Genomic DNA, 26,061 nt, shown 5'->3' on the forward strand with positions numbered 1-26,061 from the left:
TGCGCGAGCCCACGAAATCGCATAAATTCGCACATGGCCGGTCCGCCCGATCGGCGCAGCCTCGACCGAAGGAGCTCCGATGTCCGCGTCACTCGAGGGATCCGCGGCCGCGCTGTGGCGGCATCCGCAGGTCACATCCGTCGGCCGGGAGCAGACGCACGCCGTGCCGCGCACGGCGGGTTTCGATGGTGCGCAGCTCGCCGACGTTCTCGACCTGGACGGCACGTGGGCGTTTCAGCTTCTGCCCAGCCCCGAGGCGCAGCCGGGTGACGAGTGGCGCGACATCGTCGTGCCTGGCACCTGGACCATGCAGGACAGCGGTGACCTGCCGCAGTACCTGAACATCCGGATGCCCTTCCCCGACTCTCCCCCGCGGGCGCCCGAGCACAACCCGACGGGTGTGTACCGTCGCACGTTCACGCTGCCAGACGACTGGGCCGACCGCCGCGTCGTACTCAGCGTGGGAGCGGCAGAGAGCGTGCTGCTCGTTCGCGTGAACGGCGTGCAGGCGGGGGCGAGCAAGGGCAGCCGGTTGGCGGCCGAGTTCGACGTCAGCGACCTGGTGGTGTCAGGAGAGAACGATGTCGAACTGACCGTCGTGAAGTGGTCGGACGCAAGCTACATCGAAGACCAGGACCAGTGGTGGCTGGGCGGCATCACCCGCGGCGTTCGGCTCTACGCGACGCCCCGCGTGTTCCTGCGCGACGTGCGCGTCGTCGCGGACTTCGATGCGGCATCCGGTGACGGACGGCTCGACCTGGATGCCGAGGTGGGCGCGCCGGACGACGTGACGCCGAACGGGCTGAGCGTTCGGACCCGTCTCGGCATGGAATCCGTACCGGCGCCCGTCTCGGCGCCCGTGTCGACCCGACTCGTCGTCGACCCGGAGGACGGCCACACGCAGGAACTGCTCTCGCAGGTTCCGCTCGACGAGAACGTGTTCTCACTGCACGCCAAGAACGCGGCACGTGTGCCCCTGCCCGAGCCGGTGCGCACGCTCGCTGCGACGGCCACGGCCCTCAACTTTCCCGCACCGGACGGGCACGCCGGTCTCTCGATCGTCGTTCCCGGTGTCTCGCCCTGGACGGCCGAGACGCCCGCGCTGTATCCGCTGACCGTCGAGCTGGTGGATGCCGACGGTGCCGTCCTCGACACCGCGGAGCTTCGCGTGGGCTTCCGCCGAGTCGAGATCTCCGGGCGGGATCTGCTTGTGAACGGCCAGCGCATCATGCTGCAGGGCGTCAACAGGCACGAGTTCGATCCGCACACCGGGCGAACGGTCACGCGGGAGCAGATCGCGACGGAGCTGCGCAGCCTCAAGCGGTGGGGCTTCAATGCGATCCGAACCTCGCACTATCCGAACGATCCCGCGTTCTACGACCTCACCGACGAATACGGCTTCTATGTGATCGACGAGGCCGACGTCGAGGCCCACGACTGGGCGTGGTCGCTGTGCGACGACCCGAGGTATCTCGGCCAGTTCGTCGACCGGGTGTCGCGCATGGTGCTGCGCGACAAGAACCACGCGAGCATCATCATCTGGTCGCTCGGCAACGAGAGCGGGTCAGGGGTCAACCAGGATGCCGCGGCCGGCTGGGTGCGCGGCTACGACGCGACGAGGCCCGTGCACTACGAGGGCGCGATCGCAAAGGACTGGTACGGCGGGCACTCGCAGACCGACATCGTGTGTCCCATGTACCCGCCCATCGACGCGATCGTCGGGTATGCGACGAGCGAGCGCGCCGACCGGCCGCTCATCATGTGCGAGTACAGCCACGCGATGGGCAACTCGAACGGCTCGTTCGACGACTACTGGAACGCGATCCGCACGACCCCCGGGCTGCAGGGCGGGTTCATCTGGGAGTTGAAGGACCACGGCCTCGACCCGGACGGAGACGGCCACTACCGCTATGGCGGCGACTTCGGCGACGAGCCGAACGACGGCAACTTCTGCATCGACGGGCTGCTGTTCCCCGACGGCTCACCGCACCCGGTGATGTACGAGGTGCGCAGGGTGTTCTCACCTGTCGAGGTGGTCTCGGATGCCGACGCCGCGCTCGCGGGATCGTTTCGTCTGTTGAACCGGCAGACGTTCGCGTCGTTCGATGGCCTGGTCGTCGAGGCAGCGGTGGCACGCGTGGACGGCGTGACGGAAGCCGTGCGGCTGGATGCCTCCGCAGAGGTGGGCGAGACCGCGGAGGTCTCGTTGCCCGAGGCGCTGGTGAGCGGGCTGACGAAGACCGGCGCGCTCGCGCTGCGCATCACCGTGCGTACCGCGGCCGACACGCTGTGGGCCGCGGCGGGCACCGAGCTCGCTGTGCTGGAGGTGCGTACCGGAGCGGACACGGATCCGGTCCTCGCGTCTGCGTCGGTGTCGGCTCGATCGATCGAAGCGGACGGCGACACTCCCTCGGTCGACGTCGTCGAACTCGACGACGCCGGGGTTGTGCGGCATCCGCTGCTCGCCGGCGGTCCCGTGCTGCAGTTCTGGCGCGCGCTCACCGACAACGACAAGGCGATCCCGCTCGGCCAGCGGCTGGAGGCCACGGGGCTCCGGGACGCCGAGCGCAGTGTCGAGGCCGTTGAGCGCGATGGCGACGCGACGGTCATCACGTCGCGCTACACCACCCCGACCGGGCACGTGGTCGAGCACATCCAGCGGGTGCGGGCATCCGGTGGCGCGCTGGAGTTCCACGAAAGGGTCGTCGTGCCCGAATCGCTGCCCGATGTTCCCCGCGTGGGTGTCGAGTTCGCGCTCGCGCCCGGCTTCGAGCACGTGACCTGGCTCGGCGACGGACCGCACGAGACCTATCCGGACCGGAGGTCGTCGGGGCTGCTGGGCAGGTGGGAGTCAACGGTCGACGATCTGCAGACGCCGTACGTGCGGCCGCAGGAGAACGGCGGGCGCACCGGGGTGACGGCCGCTTCGCTCGGCGACGGCACGCGCGAGGTGCTGCTGCGGTTCTCCGAGCCCGTGCTGTTCTCGGCGTCGCATCAGAGCGTTCGCGACCTGGAGACCACGGGGCACTCATGGGAGCTTCCGCGACGCGACGAGACCATCGTGCGGGCCGACATCGCCCACCGCGGTCTCGGCAGCGCCTCCGTCGGACCGGATGCCCTGCCCGAGTTCATCGTGCGGCCCGGCGTTTACGAGTGGAGCTGGTCGCTGACATCGGCGTAGGTCACGTCGCTCCACGACGGCGCCGAGAGTGAACCATCACCGGTAACGGCGGTGCACGCTCTCGTTCGCCGTGCCCGTCGGCTCACTTTCATCTGAAGAGGTGTCGGCGATCCACGGACCGGTTCCCTCGGACGCGTCGATCACGCCTTCTTCCAGCCACGTGAAGTCGCCGTTCATCACCCGGGCGGTCAGCTTGCGGTCCACGTCGTCGGTGTTGTCCCACAGCTCGCGGAACAACACGTCGATGCGGTGCCTCGCCTGACCGCAGAACGCGCCGGCGAGTTGGTATGCCGACCGGCCGCGCTGCGGGTCCCCGGACTTGATCATCTCCGCGCGCGTGCACGATGCTGCCATCGCGAACAACTCGGCACCGATGTCGACGACGCGGCCGAGGAACGCCTCCTTGTGTTCGAGCGCGGCCTGCCACCTGCCCATTCCATAGAACGTGGAGCGGGCGAGCTTGCGAGATGAGCGTTCGATGTAGCGCAGATGGGCCGCGAGCGGTCCGAACTCTCCGTAGGCGCCCGGTTCGTTGCCCTTGCCCGCGACGAGCGACGGCAACCACTTCGCATAGAAGCCGCTCGCCTTCGCTGCAGCCATCGCTTTGGCGCGCAGATCGGCATCCGGCGACGCGAGGTCGCCCGCTGCCTTGAGGTGCGCATCCACGGCTTCACGCGCGATCACCAGGTGCATGATCTCCGTGGATCCCTCGAAGATGCGGTTGATGCGCAGATCACGAGTCAGCTGCTCGGCGGCCACGGCGCGCTCGCCTCGGGCCCGCAAGGAGTCGGCGGTCTCGTAGCCGCGACCTCCGCGGATCTGCACGAGCTCGTCGGCGACGAGATAGCCCATCTCGCTCGACCAGAGCTTGGCAAGCGCCGCCTCGATGCGCACATCCTTCATGCCCGAGTCCGCGAGCTCGGCCGACAGCTCGAAAACCGCCTCGAGCGCGAACGCGGTGGCGGCGATGAAGGCGATCTTCTTGCCGACGGCCTCGTGCTGCGCAACCGGACGACCCCACTGCACGCGTGCGGCCGACCATTCGCGAGAGATCTTCAGCGACCACTTTCCGGCGCCGGCGCACAGTGCGGGAATGGAGAGGCGACCGGTGTTCAGCGTGGTCAGCGCGATCTTGAGCCCTTGGCCCTCGCGGCCTAGCCGGTTCTCGGCCGGCACCCGCACGCGGTGGAAGCGGGTGACGCCGTTCTCGATGCCCTTCAAGCCCATGAAAACGTTGCGGTGCTCGACCGTGATGCCCGGTGAGTCCGCCTCCACGACGAACGCCGTGATGCCCCCAGGCTGGCCATCGTGCTCGGGCACGCGTGCCATGACGACGAGGAGTTCGGCGATGACGCCGTTGGTCGTCCAGAGCTTCACACCGTCGAGGAGGTATGCCGTGCCGTCGTCGGTCGGCGTCGCGGTCGCGGTCATTCTCGCCGGATCGGAACCGACGTCCGGCTCGGTCAGCAGGAACGCGGAGATGGCGCCCGCGGCGCAGCGTGGCAGGTACGCCTTCTTCTGCGCTTCCGACCCGAAGAGCTTCACCGGCTCGGGAACACCGATGGACTGGTGTGCAGACACGAGCGCGCCGATGCTCGGATGCACCGATCCGATCAGCATCAGCGCGCGCCCGTAGTACAGCAGGCTCAGCCCGAGGCCGCCGTAGCCTTGCGGGATCTTCATGCCGAAGACGCCCAGCTCAGACAGAGCGGCTATGTACTCGTCGGGGATGCGTGCCTCACGTTCGATCCGCGCGCCGTCGAACGTCTCGCACACCGCCCTCAGCCGGGACAGGAACTCCTCACCGCGGGCGATGTCGTCGGCATCGCCGCGTGGATGCGGATGGATCAACGACAGGTCGAAGTCGCCCAGATAGATGCCCTTGGCGAAACTCGGCCGCGCCCACTCGGTCTCGCGTGCCGCCTCAGCCGTCTCGCGCGCTGCGCGTTCATCGACCTCGGTTCCGTTGTGCGGTTCCGCGTCCGTGCGCATTTCGGACCCGCCTGCGGCACCCGCGTCCGGCCGCGTCTCGGCGCCTGTCGTCGATTGTGCCTCTGTACTCATGTGCCGCCTCCCCCTCGAAGCCCCGCACTGGTCCGCACTCCCATGCTAGGCACGACACCCCAGGGGGACGAGACTGATTGAAACCGGTGCCGGCGTTGCGACGGGAACATCACGTATCCCGCGCCTGTCGTACCGCCGGCCGACGTCTGAGGACAGCAGACGTCGCCCGGAACAGCCGAAATCCTGCTGTTGTCGGCGTGAAGAGCGAATACCTGCTGTTTTCGCCGCGGCACGGACGGCCAGCGCGGATGGAGGGGCGATGAGGCCGCGGGCCGCTTAGCCTCTGGCGCGGAGCGCAGCCTCGTAGAGAGCCCGCTTCGAGAGTCCGGTCGCGGCCGCCACGGATGCCGAGGCATCCTTCAAGCTCTCGCCCGTGCCGGTGAGCAGGAGCACCTCTTGAACGCCGGTGCCCAGGTCGACGGTGCGCGCGATTGCGCCCGCGACCACCACCACGATCTCGCCCCGCACGCCATCGGCCGCCCACGCGGCCAGCTCCTGAACCGTGCCGCGCCGCACCTCCTCGTGAAGCTTCGTCAGCTCACGGCACACGACCGCGCGTCTGGATGCCCCGAACGCGTGCACCATGGCGGCGAGCGAGTCGGCGAGACGGTTTGGCGACTCGAAGAACACCATGGTGCGCAGCTCGTCGGCGAGTGCTCCGAGCAGGGATGCGCGCTCCCCCGCCTTGCGGGGCAGGAACCCCTCGAACGTGAACCGGTCGGTGGGCAGGCCGGAGACGGCAAGCGCGGTGAGCACGGCGCTGGGCCCAGGGATGACCGTGACAGGCACGTCGGCGGCAGCGGCTGCCACGACAAGGTGGAAGCCGGGATCGGAGACCGTCGGCATGCCGGCATCCGAGAGCACAAGCACGTCGGTGTCGCGCGCTTGCAGAACAAGGTCGCTCGACCGGTCGCGCTCGTTGTAGTCGTGCAGCGCCACGAGCTTCGGCCGGTTGGCGACCCCCAGCCCGTGCAGCAGACGCTGCGCGACTCGCGTGTCTTCGGCGGCGACCACCTGCACGCGTTCGAGCGTCTCCACGAGCCGACGCGAGGCGTCGCCGAGGTTGCCGATGGGCGTCGCCGCGAGGATGATCACGTGTCCAGTCATAGCATTGCGCCCTAGCATTGCCGTCGTGACTGCCGCGCCTTCGACAACCGCCGAGCGCTGGGCGGTGGCCGAACCGACAGGCTCGCGACTGGACCGTTGGTTCGCGCGAACGGTGGACACGCCGGCCAAGCTGCGGCTCTACTCCTGGGGCCTTCCCGCCCTCGTCACGCTCATCGCCACCGTGGCACGCCTGTGGTCGCTCGGCGATCCGCACGCCCTGGTGTTCGACGAGACCTTCTACGTGAAGGACGCCTGGACCCTCATGCACAAGGGCTGGGAGGCCGCCTGGCCCGCGAACATCGACCCGAAGTTCGCCGATGGCGACGTGAACGCCTACACGAGCGATCCGGAGTTCGTGGCGCATCCGCCGTTCGGCAAATGGATGATCGCAGCAGGCCTCGCGATCTTCGGTGCCCAGAACACGGTCGGCTGGCGCATCTCGACCGCGGTCGTCGGAATCCTCGCCGTGGTCGTGCTCATGCTCATCGCCAAGCGCATGTTCCGCTCGACGCTGATCGCGTCGCTCGCGGGTCTCATCATGGCGATCGACGGCAACGCGATCGTGATGAGCCGGGTGGCCATCCTCGACAACTCCGTGATGTTCCTCGCGTTGCTGGCCTTCGGATGCCTGCTCCTCGACCGGTCGTGGCACGAGAGACGGTTGGCCGCCCGGGTGGCGCGGAACACGGCGGAGGGGCGCGACCCGGGGTGGGGTCCGTGGTTGTGGTGGCGTCCGTGGCTTCTCGTGGCGGGCATCCTGTTGGGTCTGGATGCCGGCGTGAAGTGGTCGGGCTTCTACTTTCTCGCCTTCTTCGCCGTGTACGTCGTTGTGGTCGACGTTCTGGCCAGACGCCGGTCGGGAGTGCGGTACTGGTCGGAGTCGGGCATCGTCAAGGGCGGCGTCGTCTCGTTCGTGCTCATGGTGCCGATTGCGGTCGCGACCTACGTCGCCACCTGGTCGGGTTGGCTGCTCAACCCGGGCGGCTATTACCGCAACTGGGTGCAGACCACCGCGGACGCCAAGTGGACCGGCCTGCTGTCATGGGTTCCGAACTGGGCGCAGAACCTCTGGCATTACCAGGCGGAGATGTACGGCTACTCGATCAACCTGCACACGCCGCATCCGTATCAGTCGAACCCGTTGACCTGGCTCCTCATGCTGCGGCCCACCAGCATGTACTACGTCGGCACCAAGTACGGGGTCGACGGATGCACCTCCCCCGGCGGATGCTCCTCGGCCATCACAGAGCTCGGCAACCCGATCATCTGGTGGGCGGGCGCCGTGGCCGTCGTCTACCTCGCATACCGGCTCATCCGGTTCCGCGACTGGCGGCACGGGCTGATCCTCACCGGGCTCGCGGCCGGATACCTGCCCTGGATGCTCTACGCGGGCCGCACCATCTTCACCTTCTACTCGATCGCCTTCGCGCCATATGTCTACCTGGCGCTCGCCGCCGCGTTCGCCATGATCGTCGGCAGAGCGAAGGATCCCTCGTACCACCGGGTGCGCGGCCTCAGCCTGCTCGCCGTCTTCGTCTTCGTGATCGTCGTGGTCTCGGCGTTCTTCTACCCGCTCTGGTCGGGCATGCAGATTCCGTTCTGGTACTGGCAGGTGCACATGTGGCTACCCAACGTCGTGACCGGGATCGGCACCATCGGGTGGATCTAGCGTTCTGGTGAACCCGCCGATCGGCGGGTGCACGGTGACAGACTCGGAGCAGGTGGCGGGTACCCGAGTGCCGCAACGGTGGTCAGGCTTGATGCATCAGCCGCACCACGCTGCTACCCGAAACGATGGAGTTTCCGCCATGCCTGCACAAACGCTTCCCCGCCCGCCGTTCGATCCGGAGCTGGAGGCCGCGCTCACGACGATCGCCGCGCAGATTCCGCCCACCGTGACAAGCGAGATGCTCACGGCCATGAAGCAGGGGTCGACGGTTGAATGGGGGCTGTCGATCGACGAGGTCCTGGCCAGCAACGGCCTGAGCCAGCGAGATGTCGTGATCCCGGGGTTCCGCGGCGACGAGATCACCGTATCGATCATCGAACCAGAGGGCAGAACCGGCGTCGGCCCTGGCATCTTCCACATCCACGGCGGCGGGATGGTGATCGGCACCCGCTTCCTCGGGGTCACCGACTACGTCGACGCCATCCTCCGGCACAACGCCGTCTTGGTGACCGTCGAATACCGGCTGGCTCCCGAGTTCCCCGATCCGTATCCCGTGGAGGACTGCTACGCCGGGCTGGTGTGGACGGCGGAACACGCATCCGAACTGGGTATCGATCCGGCGAGCCTCCTCATCGCGGGGGCCAGCGCGGGAGGAGGCCTGACGGCCGGCACCGCGCTTCTCGCCAGAGATCGCGGTGGCCCCGTTCTTCTCGGGCAGATCCTGCAATGCCCGATGCTGGACGACCGCGACCGCACCGTGTCCACCAGGCAGATCGACGGAGTGGGTGTGTGGGACCGCACCTCGAACATCACCGGGTGGACCGCCCTTCTCGGCGAGCGCAGGAGCACGGACGACGTCTCGATCTACGCCGCGCCGTCGCGCGCCATCGATCTTTCCGGGCTTCCGACGACCTACATCGAATGCGGGAGCGCCGAGGTGTTCCGCGACGAGGACGTCGAGTACGCGAACCTGCTCTGGCAGGCGGGAGTGCAGGCAGAGTTGCACGTCTGGGCCGGGGGCTTCCACGGCTTCGAGATGGTGGAGCACGCCGCAGTGAGCCGTGCCCAACGAGCGGCGCGCGAAAGCTGGATCGACAGGACTCTGCGCAGCTGAACTCGGGTGGGAGCCGACCTCCTTGGCGGCTGGCAGGCTCCCTCCCGGCCCGCTCGGTTATGGTCGACTACACGCGAGCAGTGGAGCCGGGTATGAAAGAACTCGTCGGACGGATCACAGCGCTCGATCCCGAAGCCAGCGAGACACTCAAGGTGGTCTCATACTTCGACACGCTGATCGCGAAGGATGTCGGGAGGGAGAGCCTCCTGCGTGGCGCGGCGGCCATGGCCGGGGCGCCCGTCGGATACCGGGATCGCGCACGCACGACCCGCATCGCCCCGACCGGACAGCCGCTCGCCGGGCCGCAGACCTCGCTGGGCCAGGCGTCATGGCCGACGACGGCGGTGACATCGGATGCCGTCGTCTGGATCGAGCGCGAGGGCGCGCCGCACGCAAACGACGCCATGGTGCTCGAACGCGTCTCGATCGCGCTCGCCATTACGGCCGCGAGGCGGGCAAGGGATTCGACCGGCTCCGTCGAACTCGCATTGAGCGAGCATGCAACCGACGAGGAACGTGGCCTTGCACTCACCCGCCTCCATCTGGATTCGAAGCCCCGGCTACGGGCCGTCGCGCTCCTGCCTGACGGTCCGGCGCCGCATGGGGCCCCGTCCGCGACCGTCTTCACGTCCCGCGGCCTGGCGCGTGCCGCCGTCATTCCCGAGGGTGCAGCACCCGTCGTCTCCGGACCAATGGGCATTGGAACCACCGTCGAAAGGCACGCCCTGCCAGAGTCGTGGAGCGCTGCCCTGATCGCACTCCGGCTCACCGACGAGGCGAACCAGGTGGTCGACGCAGACGCGCTCGGCGGGCTCCTCATCCTTGCCGAGGGCGCGGACAGGCAGACGTCACTGCACCCGGACGCGATCGTGCTGAGCGGCCTCGATCAGAGCTCGCTGACGTTGCTGGATGCCATCGCCGGCAGCGACAGCATCAGGTCGGCAGCAGTGCGCCTCGGCAGGCATCACTCCACCGTGCAGGAACGGGCATCCGCTCTCGCCGGCGTGCTCGGCTACGACCCGCGAACGCGAGAGGGCCGCATCCGCTACGACATCGCCCGAATCCTTCTGAAGCTGAGCCGTCCCGGTCTCTGAGACGATCCACGTCATCGTCGATTCATCGGCGCAAGCCGTATCCGGATGTCACCCGCGGGTGGTAATCCGGAGGATATGAGCGAACAACCGAACTCCTCCCACGAACTCCCGGGCAGCGACCGCGCACCCCTGAACGCGGCCGGCACGAGCGGCCCGATCCCCGATGACGAGCAGATCGAAGCGACGCTCATACTGCGACGCAGGCAGCCGGTCCCCGATGAGGTGCTGCTCAACCCGATCCCGCGCAACGAGTTCGTGGAGCGGTACGGTGCAGACCCTGCGGACATCGACGCCGTCGTGGCCGAAGCGAAGGCCGCAGGCGCCGAGGTGACGGGTGTCGACGCCGGTGAGCGGCGCGTGCGCATCAGGGCGAAGGCCAGCGTCGTACGGGAGCTGTTCGGCACGACCCTGGAGATCTCGACGCACGAGCCACGCGAGGGCGAGACGGTGAGATTCCGCCAGCGCACGGGTCCGCTCACGCTCCCGGAGCCCATGCACGACCGCGTCGTTGCCGTGCTGGGCCTCGACGACCGGCCCCAGGCCACGGCGCATTTCGTCTCCGTACCCGCAACCGCGGCGGCCGTCAGCTACTCCCCCGACGAACTGGGCACGGTCTACCGGTTTCCGGAGGGCACGGACGGCTCCGGCCGAACCGTTGCGATCGTCGAACTCGGCGGCGGCTTCGACCAGGCCGACCTCGACGCGTACTTCTCCGAACTCGGGCTGCCGACGCCGAAGGTGACAGCCGTCGGAGTCGACGGGGCGTCCAATCAGCCGGGCGGCGACCCGAACGGCGCGGACGGCGAGGTGCTGCTCGACATCGAAGTGATCGGCGCGCTGGCACCGAAGGCGAACATCCTGGTGTACTTCGCACCCAACACCGACGCCGGCTTCGTGGATGCCGTGACGCGCGCCGCGCACGCGGAGCCCACGCCCGATGCCATCAGCATCAGCTGGGGCGAGAGCGAAGACGCGTGGACCACCCAGGCCCGTTCGGCGTTCGACGACGCACTCGTCGACGCCGCGGCTCTCGGTGTCACCGTGACCGCCGCCGCAGGCGACGACGGCAGCGCCGACCGCGTGAACGACGGCAAGGCTCACGTCGATTTCCCGGCGTCGAGTCCGCACATCCTGGCCTGCGGGGGAACCAGCCTCAATGCCGATCCGACGACCGGCAAGGTGACGTCGGAAGTCGTGTGGAACGACGGGGCTGGCAGGGGCGCGACAGGGGGCGGCGTCAGCGACGCGTTCGGCGAGCCGTCCTGGCAGGCGAACGTGGGCGTGCCGAAGTCGTCGAGCGGCCGCACAGGGCGCGGCGTGCCAGACGTCGCAGGCAACGCGGACCCTCAGACCGGCTACAAGGTGCGCGTCGACGGCACAGACACGGTCATCGGCGGCACGAGCGCCGTCGCACCGCTCTGGGCCGCGCTCACCACCAGGCTCGTTCAGGCGAAGGGCGCTCGCCTCGGCCTCCTTCCGCTCCGGATCTACCAGCAGGCGACGTCGGGGTCGACGGCACCCGGGTTCCGCGACGTCGTCACAGGCAACAACGGCGCATACTCGGCACGGCCCGGCTGGGACGCCTGCACGGGCCTCGGCGTACCCGACGGCGCGGCGCTGCTCAAGGCGCTCGAGGCATCCTGAGCACTCGTTGACGCCGTGTTACGACGCCGGCCGATGACCGGATGCGCCGCTCGGCTACGGTAGCCGGGTGGCAGACCGCGAATTCGGCTTTCGCACGCGTGCGATCCATGCCGGCAACATCCCCGATCAGGTGACCGGAGCGCGTGCGCTCCCCATCTACCAGTCAAGTGCCTTCGTGTTCGACGACACGGCGGATGCCGCCGCGCGCTTTGCACTGCAGAAGTACGGCAACATCTACTCCAGGTTGGCGAACCCCACGGTCGCCAGCTTCGAGGAGCGCGTGGCCAGCCTGGAGGGCGGGCTCGGTGCGGTTGCGACCGCGTCGGGGCTCTCGGCCCAGTACGTGACGTTCGCGTCGCTCGCCGGCGCGGGCGACCACATCGTCGCCTCCGCGAACCTGTACGGCGGCTCGATCACGCAGCTGGACGTGACGCTGCGGCGATTCGGCGTGGAGACCACGTTCGTTCAGAGCTCCGACCCCGCAGACTACGCGGCGGCCATCACGGACAAGACGAAGCTGGTGTTCGCCGAGACGATCGCAAACCCTTCTGGCGAGATCGCCGACATCCAGGGGCTCGCGGACGTCGCCCACGCCGCGGGTCTGCCGCTCATCATCGACTCCACGATCGCCACGCCCTACCTCAACCGCCCGATCGAGTGGGGTGCCGATGTGGTCGTGCACTCGGCGACCAAGTTTCTCGGCGGCCACGGCACCACTCTCGGCGGTGTCGTCGTCGAGTCCGGCCGATTCGAGTGGCACAGCGAGAAGTTCCCGCTGTTCGGCCAGCCCGTTCCGTCATACGGCGGCCTGCAGTGGTCGGGGAACTTCGGCGAGTACGCCTTCCTCACCAGGCTGCGCGCCGAGCAGCTGCGCGACATCGGCCCGGTGCTCGCACCGCACTCGGCCTTCCTGCTGGCGCAGGGCGTGGAAACCCTCCCGTTCCGCATGCAGGCGCACGTCGACAACGCCCGGAAGGTGGCGGAGTGGCTCGAGGCCGACCCGCGCATCGAGGCCGTGCGCTGGGCGGGTCTTGCGTCGCATCCGCACCACGAACGGGCACTCAAGTACCTGCCGAAGGGGCCCAGCTCGGTCTTCACGTTCGAGGTGAAGGGCGGTCGGCCGGTCGGCCGGAAGCTCATCGAGTCGGTGAACCTGGCCAGCCACCTCGCCAACATCGGCGATGCGAAGACGCTCATCATCCACCCGGCGTCCACCACGCACGCCCAGCTCACGGAGCAGCAGCTTCTCGACGCCGGCGTTCTGCCGGGCTCGGTGCGCCTTTCGGTCGGCATCGAAGACCCGGAGGACATCATCTACGATCTCGACCAGGCGCTCGACGCGGCGACCAAGGAGGACTGATGACCACGGTGACGGATGCCCCGGCGCACGACGAGACGCTCGTGCAGCTCGCCAACGGGCTGAGCTGTGAACTGCCCGCCGATTCCCCGCTCGCGAAGCTGCTGAGGTCGCAGCGCACGTGGGTCGGCCCGGATGCCAAGCAGCGTCTGAAGCTGCTGCGCAACGCGAAATCCGTCGCGATCGTGGGGGCGTCCCCCAACCCGGCGCGCTCCAGCTACTTCGTGGGCACGTACCTGCAGCAGTCCAGCGACTACCGGGTGTACTTCGTCAACCCGAACGCGGACACCATCCTCGGTCAGCCTGCATACAAGTCGCTCGCCGACCTGCCTGAGGTGCCCGACATCGTCGACGTATTCCGGCGTGGCAGCGACATCCCCCAGGTGATCGACGAGGTCGTCGCCATCGGTGCACCGACCATCTGGGTGCAGCTCGGCATCTGGAACCAGGATGCCGCCTACTACGGCGAGGAGAAGGGCCTCAACGTCGTGATGGACCGCTGCATCAAGATCGAGCACGCCCGCTTCCACGGCGGGCTGCACCTGCTCGGCTTCGACACCGGCGTCATCTCCGCGCGCAAAACCGTGCGCTGAGGCCCGCAGCCGGTGGAGTAGCGGCGCCGAGGCCGAAGGCATCGAAACCGGGCGTCAGCCCCACGGCAACGCGACGGGCGCGGCAGGGTCGACCGTGCGCAGCTCGGGCGGCATCGGGAACGGCAGCGTGTATTCCACCAGCGGTATGTTGATGGCTCCCCAGTCGTCGCGCTTCACTCGGATCTCATCGGTCGACACCTCGGTGATCCGCACGCGTAGCCAGCGACCGTCGGGCAGCAGCATCTCGTAGGGGTCGGCCAGGTAGCCGATGCCGATGCCCTCCAGCGTTTCCTCCGCGGTCAGCCAGTCGACGGAGCCCGTGCGCTCCCTGCCAAGAAGGTCGACGGCGACGAAGTCGTCGCCTTCCGGGCGGATCCATCCCACAAGCTCACGATCGTGACGGCGGTGTTCTATCCAGTCGCTGGGAACGGGCATTCCTCGAACCTAGCGGCTGCGAGCTCGAGGCCGCTCACGGGTGGCTGGCGATGATATGGAAGACGTGCCAGTGCTTCGGACCGGCGAACGACGTGCCGTCCTTGTCCTCCTCCTCGAGCCGCAGAACCGCGAGACCGGCGAGCAGGCGGTCGACGTCGGCGCGGTCGTGCGTGTTCACCTCTGGCGAGGCCGCGAAGTCGTCGTGCGGGCCGAACAGCTGTCCGGCGAAGAGGCCGCCGGGAGCCATGGAGCGGCGGATGGCCGCCCACAGGCGCTCGAACACGTCGCCCGAGCAGAACGGGAGCGCGAATCCGGCATAGACGAGGTCGGCGGCGGACAGACCCGCGTTCGCCTCGGATGCCAGCTCTTCGAAGCTCGCGCGTCTCACCGTGAGCCGCTCTCGCTCGGTCTGCGGCACGCCGGCTGTCACGCGCTCGACGACGCGCGGGTCGGTGTCGATGGCGAGCACGCGCCATCCGGCCGCCAGGAGCGCGCGCGACTCCACGCCGTCGCCGCATCCAAGGTCGATGGCCGTGCCGGGAACGTCACCACGCCTGTCCTGCCATTCCTCCATGGCAGCGGCGAAGGTGGGTCGGACGAGCCGGCCCGCCTGGTGGGCATAGAAGTCGGACCAGTCCATCAGCACATCATGGCGCGCGACAGGCGAGGCGGGAACGGGCATCCGTTGTAACAGCATGCGCCGAGCTCGAACGGTTACGAGGCGAGCCGGAGAAGGTCCCGCTCACGAACCAGTTCCAGCGACAGGGTTCGATAGCCTCGGTCACCGAAGAACACCGTGACGGTGTCGCCGCTGAGTTCCATGACCGTGCCTGCACCCCACTCGGCGTGCACGACCTCGGCCCCGACCGGGAAGTCCGAGGATTCAGGCGGAGCGCTCTCGGATTCCTGCTGGGCGACCTCGTACGCGGCTCCCGACAGGCAGTTGTCACAGTTGCCGCACGGGGTCTCGAGCGTCTCGCCGAAGTATCCGAGCAGATGGATGCGGCGGCATCCCCTCGTCTCGGCGTAGGAGCGAAGCATCTCGACGCGGGAGCGTTCGATTCGCCTCTGCGCCGCCTCTTCCTCGTCGTCGTCCTCGTCGGGAGATCCCGCGAAGTACTTCTGAAGTCCGAGGTCGGCGGCTCGATAGTGCAGCGTTGCGGCGGCGGGCTCGCCGTCACGTCCCGCCCGCCCGATCTCCTGGTAGTAGGAGTCGAGCGAGTCGGGTGCATCCGCGTGCACGACGAAACGCACGTCGGCCTTGTCGATGCCCATGCCGAAGGCGTTCGTCGCAACGACCACGTCCGAATCGTCGGACTGGAAGCGCTCGTGCACTGCTTCGCGTTCGCGGGCCGGCATCGCGCCGTGGTAGTGGTCGGCACGGATGCCTCGCTCGTGCAGCTGGTCCCGGTAGCGTTCCGTGGCCTTGCGCGTCGCGACGTAGAGGAGGCCGGGCTTGTCCAGCCGCGCCACTTCGTCGACGACAGCCGCGCTCTTGTCCTTCTTGCGCTCGTGGCGCACCACGCTCAGCCGCAGGTTGGGCCGGTCGAACCCCTCGAAGACCGTCACCGGGCGACGCATGTGCAGCCGCTCGACGATGTCGTCTCGCACCGGGGGCGCGGCGGTCGCCGTCATGGCGAGGATGGGTGGACGCCCCAGCTCCTCGGCGAACTCACCGAGCCTGAGGTAGTCGGGCCGGAAGTCGTGACCCCACTTCGACACGCAGTGCGCCTCGTCCACCACGAACAACCGCACATCGGCGTCGCGGATGTGCTCGAGCGTCTCCCGGTTCGCCAACTGCTCGGGCGCCAGAAGCAGGTAGACGGGATCGCCGGAGGCGACGGCATCCATCGCCTCCCGGTTGCGCCGAACGCCCTGCCCAGAGTTGAGGGCGTATGCCCGCGGTGTTCCTCGATGCTCGTTCATGCTCTCGAGCTGATCGGCCTGCAACGCGATGAGCGGAGACACCACTATCGTGACACCGCCGAGCACCGCTCCGGCCACCTGGTAGATGGCGGACTTGCCGTATCCGGTGGGCATCAGGGCCAGCGCGTCGCGCCCGTCGACGACGGCTTGCATCGCCCGGCGCTGCCCGGGCCGGAGCCGTTGCCATCCGAACACGTCCTCCGCGACGTGCTCGACGTCTGTCGTCTTTCCGTTTGCGCTTTTCACACTTTTCGCGTCGGCCCGGCCGGCGTTTGTCCTGTTCCCTGCTGTCACCAGTCCATCCAGCCTTCCCCGTGACGGCGTCGCAACCCCTTGAGATGGTGTCCGTCGCCCGGTCGCCCGTGCTCACTAGACTTGGCCCGGTGAGTCAGGCGAGCGTGCGCACGGCGGCCCGCCGGGTGGGCGTGCTCGGGCCCGTCGTCGTCGAGTCCTCGTCGGGGGCCGAAGTCGAACCGGGTGGTGCGACCGCCAAGGCGCTCGTCGTCGCCCTGCTGCTCGCTCGAGGCGCCTTGTCGGTGCAGGGCATCGTCGACGACCTCTGGCAGGACGAGCCGCCGCGCAATCAGAAGGCCGCACTGCAGACTCTGGTCTCGCGCGTGCGATCCGTCGCAGGACCCGCACTCATCGTCTCCACTCCGGGCGGCTATGCGCTCGATGTCGATGCCGCACAGAGCGATCTCGGCGCCGCGGCGTTGCACCGGGATGCGGCGCGCGCCGCCTGCGATCGGGGCGAATGGCAGGAGGCGGAGGCGCAGGCATCCGCAGGGCTCGACCTGTGGCGGGGACAGCCAGGTGTCGACCTGGGCGACACCGAGCTGGCAGAGCGTCTCGCGGCCGCGGCCGCGGCACTGCACTGCGAACTCGCGCTATCGCGAGCGCATGCGCGCGTGGAACTCGGCGACGCTCGAGGAGCCCTCGATGACCTCGCCGGTCTCTCGGAGGCCGCGCCGTTCGACGAGCGCGTCCAGCTGCTGAAGCTCGAAGCCATCGTGGCGAGCGGTCGGCCCAATGATGCCATTCGCGAGTTCGCCGAGTTCAAGCAACGGCTGGGCGACCAGCTGGGCACGGATCCTTCGGCCGCCCTCGTCGCGTTCAATGCCGAGCTCCTGAGGGCTCCGCAACGGCCGGCCGAGCCCTCTCGAACGCTGCACGCCGGCATCCGGACCGCTCCCAACGAGCTGGTGGGACGCGATCACGACATCGCGGCCGTAGAGCAACTCATGGAGTCGGGCAGACTCATCACGATCCTGGGGCCAGGCGGGATGGGCAAGACGCGACTCGTCCAGGCGCTGGCGGCGCTGGCGGCCGAGCGCACACCAGGGGTGGTCGTCGTCGAACTGGCCAGCGTACGCACGGGCGACGACGTGCCGCTCGCGCTCGCCTCGACCCTCGGCATCCGAGAGTACGCCGGCACCCGGCTCTCGCTGAGCGATCCGGCCGTGCGCGTCGACGTGCGGGCACGCATCCTGAGCACCCTCGGGGAACGGCAGACCCTGCTCGTCGTGGACAACTGCGAGCACCTGATCGATGCGGCCGCCGAGTGGATAGCCGACATCCTCGCGTCGACGAGATCGGTGCGGGTGCTGGCCACGAGTCGCGCTCCCCTGATGATCGCTGCCGAGCAGGTGTACCAGCTGGAGCCGCTTCCCGCGACGACCGGCGGCCGCCTAGCTGATGGGGCCCAGGAGCGCGAGGCGGGGCCAGCCGTCACGCTGTTCATGGAACGAGCCAGGGCCGCCAGGCCGTCGGTCGTGCTCCCCGTGGAGGTCATCGAGCGGCTGTGCGAGCGGCTCGACGGGCTGCCGCTGGCCATCGAGCTCGCAGCCGCCAGGGTTCGCACCATGTCGGTCGAGGAGATCGAGCGACGCATCGGCAACAGGTTCGCACTGTTGCGCGGCGGCGACCGTTCGGCCCCCGAGCGTCACCGCACGCTGCTCGCGGTGATCGACTGGAGCTGGAACCTGCTGAGCAGGTCGGAACAGCACACGCTGCGCAGGCTCTCACCCTTCGTGGACGGGTTCAGCGCAGCTGCGGCGATCGCGGTCGGGGGCTCCGAGGAGGTCGAGGCAGACCTCGAGGGGCTCGTGAACCAGTCCCTGGTCTCGGCCGTGGACAGCACCCTCACCGGCCAGGTGCGCTACCGCATGCTGGAGACGGTGCGCGAGTTCGGGGACCAGCGACTCGCCGAGGCGGGCGAGAGCGAGCTCGCCGCCGCGAGCATCCGCGAATGGGCCGACGCGTTCTCACTCGCCGCGCTGCGCACGACATACGGTCCCGACCAGATCGCCACGTTCCGGCAGGTCGAGCAGGAGCAGGACAACCTCGTCTCCGCGCTGAGGGACGCGATCGCCGTCGGGGACGCAGCCACCGTGTGCGCGGTATATGCCGCTCTCGGCATGCACTGGACGCTCCGCGGCGCCCACTCCGAAGTGCTGGGCTTGGCGCAGCCTGTGCTGGAAGTGCTGCGACGGTACGACGCCGACACAGAGCATCGCGATGCCGCCATGGTGTCACTGGCAGTCATCGGTGCGACCTCCTTGGTCAACGACGCGAAGCAGGGCATGCGGAGCATTCTGCGTGTTCGTAAGATGCACGCGCGAGGGCCGGCCACCGATCCGCAGCTCGAGGCGATGCTCAGCCTTCTGCTCGTCATGCCGGACCTGGGCAAGGCTGTGCGCGTGATCGAGCGGCTGCGCACGAGCGGCGACCCGACGGTCTCGGCCTTCGCACTCCTCATCTCGTCCCAGCTCGCGGAGAACGCCGGACGCCTCGACGACGGGATCGCCGACAGTTCACAGGCCTACGCCAGCGCCGAGCTGGGCCAGGATCTCTGGATGCGCGGCATGGCCGCACACAACCTCGCCCAGCTGCACAGTGAGCGCGGCGACCATGCGGAGGTTCTCGACTGGGCTGAGCGAGCCCGCACGAGCCTCGAGCTGCTGCACGCCGGGGAGGATCTGATGCAGCTCGAGTGGCTCGTGGCCATCAATCGGCTCGCGCTGGGCGAGCCGGATGCCGCGCGAGCCGCTTTCCGACAGCTGGCAGACATGCAGGGCGGCGACGACAGCTTCGACTGGAGGGATCTGAAGGCCATCGGGTTCGCGGGGCTGGCGGAGGTCGCTGCAGCAGAGGGAGACGTGGCCGGATCCTTGAGGCTGTACTGCGAGGCTGAGCAGATGTGGGGCGACCCGCCTCGCGGCTTCGCGCCGTGGTACTACGGCGCCGCGGCCGGAGTCCTCGCTGCGTCCGCGAGAGCCGGCGACCCCCTGAATCCCAGGGCGCGGGCCGTCGCCAAGCGGGTCCGCATCCGCATGCTGCGCGACGCGCGCGTGCGGGCGGGAATGATCGACCGGCCCATCACGGGAGTGGCGGCCGTCGGACTCGGCGTGTGGCTGCTCGCGCTCGGGCGTGAGGGTGCCGACGGCGCGCAGCCGGGGTCTGAACAACAGGCGGGGTTGGAGCTGCTGCTGCTTGCGCGGGGCATCCGGGCACGACGGGACTTTCCGTCGTTGGATCCCGAGCGCGCGATCGAGAATGCTCGACGCGAGCATCCCGCACTTGACGCGGATGCGCCGTGGGCACGCATCGAGGCCATGACGCTCGAGGAGCGCACCACACGCCTGAATGATGTGGTGCGCTTGCTGCGTCCGTTGTTCTCCTAGGGGCGGTCCGCAAGCAGTGTCACGCGGAGACACGGTGTCCGCGTCAGATCGTCGCGGCCTGGTAGCGGCGCACCAGCACCTCGTCCGCGATGCGCCACGCCTCCTCGACCGGAACGTCGGGAATCGAGTACCTGTGCCTGCCTGCCGCGGTCGTCGCGATCAGCGTCGCGAGCCCCGCCCTGCGCTGGAAGAACGACCTGCGCACGGTGAAACCGATGACGCCGGCGGTGTCGAGCACGACACGCTTGCGCGCGAGCGACCCGTGCCTGGTGACGAGGCGCCCGGGAAGCAGCGCGTGGCCGAGGCCGCGCCAGCGATCGGCCGCGAGCAGGGCGGCCGCCGGCACGACGAATGCGAACACGGTCCAGGCCAGCGAGTCGACGTAGCCGAGCAGCTGGGCGGCGAGCACTGCGACCGCGATGAGCGCAACGCCAGTGGCGGCGCGTGTGTAGCGGCGCCGGTGTGCGCGAGCGCCGTGCCCCGCGAGCTCGCAGGTCAGCGGGTCCGTGTCGCCCAGCACGGCAGCAGCCACCCGCATGCTGTCGTCTCGCGGGCCGGCGGGCTCGACCACCATGAGGCCGGCGCGGTCGCGCCCGAGCCCGGTCATGATCGCGTGCACGGATGCCCCGTTCACCGCCCGAAGCGACAGCGGCTCGTTGAGGCTCACCCCGCGCAGCCGCCGTTCGTCCAGCGTGACCTGCCTGGTGCGGAGCAGGCCGTGGCGCACGTGCAACGTCGTGGCATCCGATCGCCAGATCGCGAACCCGCTGTAGGCCAGTACGTAGCGCACGAGCGCGATCAAGGATGCCGCGAGGACGAGCGCGAGCGCGCCGCCCGAGACCAGTTCGACGGGTGGAATGCGGCCGATCGCCGCGATGGCGGCGCGCACCGGCGGCAGCTTCACGAGCAGTCCGCCGTCGAAGAACTGCAACTGCAATGCGAAGAACCCGGCAGCGAACAGCGCGGCTACCCCGGTGAGCGTGAACGGGGCGAATCGCGCCCACGACCAGCGCCAGCCGCTGAAGTCGCGCCCAGAGCGCTCGGCCTCGGCCATCGATGCCGCGTCTGCCTCGGTCGGAGAAGGCAGGCGCTGCGAGCCGACATTGTCCCCTTGGCCGCCCCGCAGCAGTTCGGCGCGCAACACCGCCACGTCTGCGGCTGCGATGCCATCGAAGTCGAGGCCGTCCTGACCGTGCGAGGCGCCGGTGCCCACCTTCACAACGGCCAGGCCGACGAGACGGTGCAGCAGCGTGGCGTCGACGTCGACCGAGCGGATGCGCTCCCGCGGCACCGAGAGCATCCTGCGGTTCACGAACCCGCGCCGCACCTGCACGTGCGTCGGCGTGATGCGATAACTCGTCGTCACCCAGCGGAGGATGCCGACCACGACTCCGAGACCGGACAGGACGTATGTCCACCACGGCTCACCGCCCACCGACCCGGCCACCACGGCGAGCAGCAGCACGGGGAGGTATCTGATCAGCTCGCGCACCGGGTGCACGAGCAACATGCGCGGGTTCAGGCGCCGCCATCGGGTCTCGTTCACGTGGCATCGCCTGGCGTCTGCTGGGCCACAACGGTGAGCGCGGCGACGACGTCGCGAGCGACCGCGTCGTCAAGCGCGTGGATGCTCAGCGCACCAGCAGACGACGCGGTCGTCACCGTCACGGTGGTGAGTCCGTAGATGCGGTGCAGAAAGCCGCGACGGGAGTCGACGGTCTGCAGCCGGGCGATCGGGGCCACGCGGGTCTCCTGGGTGAGCCATCCGCTGCGCACGAACACGGCGTCCTCGGTGATCTCCCAGCGATGCACTCGGTAGCGCCACCTCGGCATGATCGAGACGTGCACGAGGGCGAAGACCACGGTGAGCGCGAGGCCGGCGAGGTGCAGCGGCGAGGTCCAGGCATCCGCCACCAGCATCCACGCCAGCTGCAGGCACGCGAACACGCACCAGCCGACGACGGCGTTCCACGCCCAGAACGCGACCGCGCGAACGCTCGGCCGACCCACCGGCTCGCGCACGAGCCGCGTGATGCGGCCGGCCGGCTCCGAAATGCTCATCAGCTGCTCCTCGAGTCGTCGCAGATCTTTCGCAGCCGGTTCGCGCATCCACAGCCACCTGGAGTGGCTGTTGCACGAGCCGGCTGCGAAGGGGACATCGAAAGGTCTAGGCCTTGCGCATGTAGGCACGCACCGTGAGCGGCGCGAAGACCGCGACGATCACGGCTGCGCCGAGCAGCGAGATCCAGAGGTCAACGCCGACGGTTCCGCTGTTGGCGAGGTCGCGAACGGCGGTGACCAGGTGCGAGATCGGGTTCGCGTTGGCGAACCACTTCAGCCAGTCCGGCAGGGAGTTCACAGGCACGTACGCGTTCGAGAGGAATGTCAGCGGGAAGAGCACCAGGAACGAGATGCCCTGCACGCTGCCAGCGCTACGGGCGACGACACCGAGGAACGCGAAGATCCAGCTGATCGCCCATGCGCACAGCACGACGAGCAGTCCGGCCACGACGACCGCCCAGAATCCTCCGTGCGGCCGGTATCCCATGATGTCGCCCATCACGAACGTGAGAGTCGTCGCGATCGCGTACCGCACGGTGTCCGCGAGCAAGGCGCCGGAAAGCGGCGCGATGCGGGCGATGGGCAGCGAGCGGAACCTGTCGAACACTCCCTTGTCCATGTCCTCGCGCAGTTGCACGCCGGTGACGACGGAGGTCGTGATGACAGTCTGCACGAGGATTCCGGGAATGAGCAGCGGTAGATAGCTCTGCACGTTGCCCGCTATGGCGCCGCCGAACAGGTACCCGAACATCAGCGTGAAGATGATCGGCTGCACCGTGACGTCGACGAGCTGCTCCGGCGTACGGCGCACCTTGACGAGCCCCCGGTAGGCCATGGTGAGCGTGTTCCGAACGGACTGACCGAAGCTGGTGTGGTTCTTGAGCTTGCGCTCGGACGGAGGGACGATCCGCCCTGGCGACACGGGTGATGGGGCGATGGCGCTCATGCGTTCACCTTCTCCTTCTCGCCGGCGCCGTCTTCTGGCGCCGACACGTTCTGATCGGCCGCATCGTGGCCTGTGATGGTGAGGAATACCTCGTCGAGGCTCGGCTTCTGCACGCTCATCTCGGTGAGATGGATGCCCGCCTCGCGCAGCATGACGAGCAGGTCGGTGACACGGTCGGGATCGGCCATCGGGGCCGTGATGCGTGCGGCCTCCGGCGTGAGCGAGCCGGGCACGCCGAGCACCTGTTCGATCGCGCGAAGCGTGTCGTCGGTGTCGGCCGGGTCCTCGATGCGCAGCTGCAACGACGCCGTGCCGACGGATGCCTTCAGCTCGTCTGCCGTGCCCTCTGCGACCACGCGTCCCCGGTCGATGACCGCGATGCGGTCGGCCAGCTGGTCGGCCTCGTCGAGGTACTGCGTCGTGAGGAGCACGGTGGAACCCGTCGAGACCAACTCCCTGATCGTGTCCCACATCTGCCCGCGGGTGCGCGGGTCGAGACCTGTCGTCGGTTCGTCGAGGAAGATGAGCGGCGGCTGCGCGATGAGCGACGCCGCCAGGTCGAGGCGCCTGCGCATGCCGCCGGAGAACTTCTTCAGCGGCCGCTTGGCGGCATCCGTCAGCCCGAATCGCTCGAGCAGCTCAGCGGCCTTCTGCCTCGACTCCGCACGGCCGAGGCCGAGCAGTCGGGAGAAGATCACGAGGTTCTCGGTGGCCGACAGCGTCTCGTCGACCGAAGCGTACTGACCGGTCACGCCGATGAGCTGGCGCACGATCTGCGCCTCCCGTATGACGTCGTGTCCGAAAACGGTAGCGGTGCCCGCGTCGGGCTTCAGCAGCGTCGCCAGCATGCTGATGGTGGTGGTCTTGCCTGCGCCGTTGGGTCCGAGCACACCGTAGACGGTGCCCGGCCGCACGAGCAGGTCGACGCCGTCTACCGCCCGGTTGTCGCCGAACGTCTTGACGAGGCCGTGCGCTTCGATGGCCCACTCTGCGGCCGTGGTGTCGTGCTTCGCGTTCACGCTGTCCCTCCTGTTCTCTGTCGTGTTCGCCCCTGTGGGGGTCGAAGTCGTTCCTCAGCATGAGCGGGGCCGCTTTCGCTGCGCTTACATGGCGCTTACACGCGCTCACATGCCGGCGTCGCCGCGCCGTTCCGGCCGCCCAGCCTGGGCCCCGTTGGCCGCATCACGCCGCTCGCGCCGCTCCGTTCCGGCCGCTTCACGGCGCTGTGCCTGCCGCTCCTGGGCCGAGGGTGCCTGGTGCACCGAACGCTGCTGACCGTCTTCGAGACCCGCCAGCCGCTCGCGCTCGACACGGCCGATCAACGCGTCGCGGTCGATGCCTGCGTATTCGAGTACGCGCGCGACGGTGCCGACATTGGCGGTCACGATGCCATAGAGAACATCGAGCTCGGACACCCGGTGCCTGCGGCCGCGGCCGGCAGCCTGCGCACGCCTGAACGCCTCGCGAGTTGTGGATCCCCACACCGGGCGGGTCAGCCGCACGGTCGCCCCCAGCAGAGCGGGGTCGAGATCGTGGATGCCCACCACGCCGAGTGAGCGCGACCTCTCCTCGTCGAGACCCGCCACGAGGGCGTCGTACGTCAGCCCGGCATCCGCGAGGATGCCTGCTGCGAGCGAGTCGGTCTGCGCTGCGAGGGAGAGCAGCAGGTGCTCGGGAGCGACCGTGGAGGATCTGCGCTGCTGCGCCTGTTCGATGCCGCCGACGACGACGGAGCGGATCTGCTGGGGAACCGGATACTCATCCACGACGTCTCCTCAGTGCGATGTCGGCCTTCTCGAGCCGCTTCAGATGCTTCTTGTGCACTGCCTGGCGGGTGACGCCGAGCGCCTCTGCGACCAGGCCCCAACTCCAGCCTTCGCGAAGCGCATGCTCGACGGCGGCGTCTTCAAGCCGGTCGGCCAGGTCGCGCAGCGCCACCACTGCGGCGAGTTCGTCTGCTGCCCCGCCGGTGGGCGGAGGGATTCTCACGGGGTTCACAATGAGCAACCTAGGTTGCTTGCTGGATGTTGGCAACCTGAGTTGCTCATCTCCCAGCCATATCTCAGATACGCAACCTGTGTTGCTTAAGACGCATCGTGGGTCCCGCGTTACCGAATGTTGCGGCGGAACAGGGGGCGCGCGTGAGGGCCGCCCTAGCGTGTAGGAGTGAACAGCACCTCGTCGTGGACGTCCGAAGGTCGCTCGCCCGTGCCGCTTGATGGGGCGCGGCGTCATCTTCTGACCACGGCCGAGCTCGCGGCACTACTCGATGACCCAGACGCCTCGACAGGGGCGCGGCGGGTGCTCGTACTCGATGCGACAGTGCTCACGGTTTCGGGCTTCGACGGGCATCCGTCGTACGTCACGGGGCACGAGCAGTACCTCATCAACGGTCATATCCCTGGAGCCGTCTTCGCGGATCTGCTGGACGAGTTCAGCGACCCTGATGGCCGGTTCCCATTCACGCGACCCTCCGCTGAGCAGTTCTCGCGTGCCGCCGGTACCCTCGGGGCCGGCGCCGACACGTTCGTCGTCGTGTACGACGACGCCGTCGGCCAGTGGGCCGCGCGGCTGTGGTGGTTGTTCCGCGCTTTCGGGCACGAGCAGATCGCGGTTCTCGACGGCGGACTGCGCAAATGGGCCGCCGAGGAACGACCGCTCGAGCTCGGGCACGTCACGCCGACGCCGTCGGAGGCGTATCCGGCAATCGAGCGCGATGGGTTCTGGGCCGACAAGCAGCGCGTGCTCCAGGCGGTTACTGGCGAGCGGCCGGCCGCGCTCGTGTGCGGACTGCCCCATCGGGAATTCACCGGAGAGGCGGGTCGCCGACCACGACTCGGGCACATCCCTGGCAGTCTCAGCGCTCCTGCTGCACGCCTCGTTGACCGCCAGACGAATGCCTTCCTTCCTGACGACGCACTGCGCGAAGTGCTCGCCGACGCGTTCGCATCGCCCGATCCGGTCGTGACCTACTGTGCAGGTGGCGTTGCCGCTGCCTCGGATGCTCTTGCTCTTGCCCTGCTCGGTCGCGACGACGTCGTGGTCTACGACGGGTCGCTCAACGAGTGGGCAGCGGACGAGACGACGCCGCTGACGACCACGGCCTGAAGCGCCGTCGGCACGGTTACAGCTCCTTCAATTCGTCTGCTCCCCCGCCCATATCGGAGCGGGCGATGGCGCGAGTCCG

20 protein-coding genes are annotated in these 26,061 nt (G+C 68.6%); 9 read left to right on the top strand and 11 right to left on the bottom strand.

Features of this window, described 5'->3' with window-relative positions:
* The first annotated feature begins 79 nt into the window (after positions 1-79).
* The gene (locus ACO2Q7_RS05210; RefSeq protein WP_423354555.1) at positions 80-3,181 is read left to right on the top strand and encodes a glycoside hydrolase family 2 TIM barrel-domain containing protein; all 3,102 of its coding nucleotides are present in this window, start codon (positions 80-82) and stop codon (positions 3,179-3,181) included.
* 36 nt (positions 3,182-3,217) lie between these two features.
* Here ACO2Q7_RS05210 and ACO2Q7_RS05215 read toward each other — a convergent pair whose 3' ends face one another.
* Positions 3,218-5,173, bottom strand: coding sequence for an acyl-CoA dehydrogenase family protein (locus ACO2Q7_RS05215; RefSeq protein ID WP_423355970.1), 1,956 nt, complete (start codon positions 5,171-5,173; stop codon positions 3,218-3,220).
* Positions 5,174-5,521: 348 nt separating this feature from the next.
* The gene (rsmI, locus tag ACO2Q7_RS05220) at positions 5,522-6,340 is read right to left on the bottom strand and encodes a 16S rRNA (cytidine(1402)-2'-O)-methyltransferase (protein ID WP_423355971.1); all 819 of its coding nucleotides are present in this window, start codon (positions 6,338-6,340) and stop codon (positions 5,522-5,524) included.
* A 37-nt stretch (positions 6,341-6,377) separates the two neighbouring features.
* Here rsmI and ACO2Q7_RS05225 point away from each other — a divergent pair, with 37 nt between their 5' ends.
* From ACO2Q7_RS05225 to ACO2Q7_RS05250, 6 genes are all read left to right on the top strand, one after another.
* Entirely contained in the window at positions 6,378-8,021 is a 1,644-nt protein-coding gene (locus ACO2Q7_RS05225; protein ID WP_423354556.1) for a dolichyl-phosphate-mannose--protein mannosyltransferase, read from the top strand.
* A gap of 139 nt (positions 8,022-8,160) precedes the next feature.
* Positions 8,161-9,135, top strand: coding sequence for an alpha/beta hydrolase (locus ACO2Q7_RS05230; RefSeq protein ID WP_423354557.1), 975 nt, complete (start codon positions 8,161-8,163; stop codon positions 9,133-9,135).
* 92 nt (positions 9,136-9,227) lie between these two features.
* Complete coding sequence (locus ACO2Q7_RS05235) at positions 9,228-10,229, top strand: hypothetical protein (protein ID WP_423354558.1); 1,002 nt, start codon at positions 9,228-9,230, stop codon at positions 10,227-10,229.
* A gap of 75 nt (positions 10,230-10,304) precedes the next feature.
* Positions 10,305-11,873 (top strand): S53 family peptidase, encoded by a 1,569-nt coding sequence (locus ACO2Q7_RS05240; RefSeq protein ID WP_423354559.1) that lies wholly within the window; start codon positions 10,305-10,307, stop codon positions 11,871-11,873.
* Between the two features lie 67 nt (positions 11,874-11,940).
* Positions 11,941-13,233 carry an O-acetylhomoserine aminocarboxypropyltransferase/cysteine synthase family protein gene (locus ACO2Q7_RS05245; RefSeq protein WP_423354560.1) on the top strand — a complete coding sequence of 431 codons (1,293 nt, stop codon included), beginning with the start codon at positions 11,941-11,943 and terminating at the stop codon, positions 13,231-13,233.
* Complete coding sequence (locus tag ACO2Q7_RS05250; RefSeq protein ID WP_423354561.1) at positions 13,233-13,823, top strand: CoA-binding protein; 591 nt, start codon at positions 13,233-13,235, stop codon at positions 13,821-13,823. The genes ACO2Q7_RS05245 and ACO2Q7_RS05250 overlap by 1 nt, the downstream gene beginning before the upstream one ends.
* A 54-nt stretch (positions 13,824-13,877) precedes the next feature.
* On the opposite strand, the gene ACO2Q7_RS05255 is transcribed toward ACO2Q7_RS05250, so the two are convergent.
* From ACO2Q7_RS05255 to ACO2Q7_RS05265, 3 genes are all read right to left on the bottom strand, one after another.
* Positions 13,878-14,258: a hypothetical protein gene (locus ACO2Q7_RS05255; protein ID WP_423354562.1), complete on the bottom strand. Its 381-nt coding sequence runs from the start codon at positions 14,256-14,258 to the stop codon at positions 13,878-13,880.
* A 34-nt stretch (positions 14,259-14,292) separates the two neighbouring features.
* On the bottom strand, positions 14,293-14,898 hold the full coding sequence (locus ACO2Q7_RS05260; protein ID WP_423354563.1) for a class I SAM-dependent methyltransferase: 606 nt from the start codon (positions 14,896-14,898) through the stop codon (positions 14,293-14,295).
* A gap of 74 nt (positions 14,899-14,972) precedes the next feature.
* Positions 14,973-16,430: a RecQ family ATP-dependent DNA helicase gene (locus ACO2Q7_RS05265; protein WP_423354564.1), complete on the bottom strand. Its 1,458-nt coding sequence runs from the start codon at positions 16,428-16,430 to the stop codon at positions 14,973-14,975.
* Between the two features lie 137 nt (positions 16,431-16,567).
* Here ACO2Q7_RS05265 and ACO2Q7_RS05270 point away from each other — a divergent pair, with 137 nt between their 5' ends.
* Positions 16,568-19,867, top strand: coding sequence for an ATP-binding protein (locus ACO2Q7_RS05270; RefSeq protein ID WP_423354565.1), 3,300 nt, complete (start codon positions 16,568-16,570; stop codon positions 19,865-19,867).
* 43 nt (positions 19,868-19,910) lie between these two features.
* Here the strand turns inward: ACO2Q7_RS05270 and ACO2Q7_RS05275 are convergent, their stop codons facing one another.
* The 6 genes from ACO2Q7_RS05275 to ACO2Q7_RS05300 form a co-directional block, all read right to left on the bottom strand.
* Complete coding sequence (locus tag ACO2Q7_RS05275; RefSeq protein WP_423354566.1) at positions 19,911-21,413, bottom strand: PH domain-containing protein; 1,503 nt, start codon at positions 21,411-21,413, stop codon at positions 19,911-19,913.
* Positions 21,410-21,928 carry a PH domain-containing protein gene (locus ACO2Q7_RS05280; protein ID WP_423354567.1) on the bottom strand — a complete coding sequence of 173 codons (519 nt, stop codon included), beginning with the start codon at positions 21,926-21,928 and terminating at the stop codon, positions 21,410-21,412. The genes ACO2Q7_RS05275 and ACO2Q7_RS05280 overlap by 4 nt, the downstream gene beginning before the upstream one ends.
* Positions 21,929-22,034: 106 nt before the next feature.
* Positions 22,035-22,874: an ABC transporter permease gene (locus tag ACO2Q7_RS05285; RefSeq protein WP_423354568.1), complete on the bottom strand. Its 840-nt coding sequence runs from the start codon at positions 22,872-22,874 to the stop codon at positions 22,035-22,037.
* Positions 22,871-23,893: an ATP-binding cassette domain-containing protein gene (locus tag ACO2Q7_RS05290; protein ID WP_423354569.1), complete on the bottom strand. Its 1,023-nt coding sequence runs from the start codon at positions 23,891-23,893 to the stop codon at positions 22,871-22,873. Before ACO2Q7_RS05290 ends, ACO2Q7_RS05285 begins: the two co-directional genes overlap by 4 nt.
* A gap of 105 nt (positions 23,894-23,998) precedes the next feature.
* The gene (locus ACO2Q7_RS05295; RefSeq protein WP_423354570.1) at positions 23,999-24,640 is read right to left on the bottom strand and encodes a Clp protease N-terminal domain-containing protein; all 642 of its coding nucleotides are present in this window, start codon (positions 24,638-24,640) and stop codon (positions 23,999-24,001) included.
* Positions 24,633-24,863, bottom strand: coding sequence for a hypothetical protein (locus ACO2Q7_RS05300; RefSeq protein ID WP_423354571.1), 231 nt, complete (start codon positions 24,861-24,863; stop codon positions 24,633-24,635). The genes ACO2Q7_RS05295 and ACO2Q7_RS05300 overlap by 8 nt, the downstream gene beginning before the upstream one ends.
* A gap of 177 nt (positions 24,864-25,040) precedes the next feature.
* On the opposite strand from ACO2Q7_RS05300, the gene ACO2Q7_RS05305 reads away from it, so the two are divergent.
* Positions 25,041-25,982: a sulfurtransferase gene (locus tag ACO2Q7_RS05305; protein WP_423354572.1), complete on the top strand. Its 942-nt coding sequence runs from the start codon at positions 25,041-25,043 to the stop codon at positions 25,980-25,982.
* Positions 25,983-26,061: the final 79 nt, after the last annotated feature.

The sequence above is a fragment of the Rathayibacter sp. KR2-224 genome, from assembly GCF_049446075.1.
In the GTDB taxonomy this organism is placed as follows: domain Bacteria; phylum Actinomycetota; class Actinomycetes; order Actinomycetales; family Microbacteriaceae; genus Humibacter.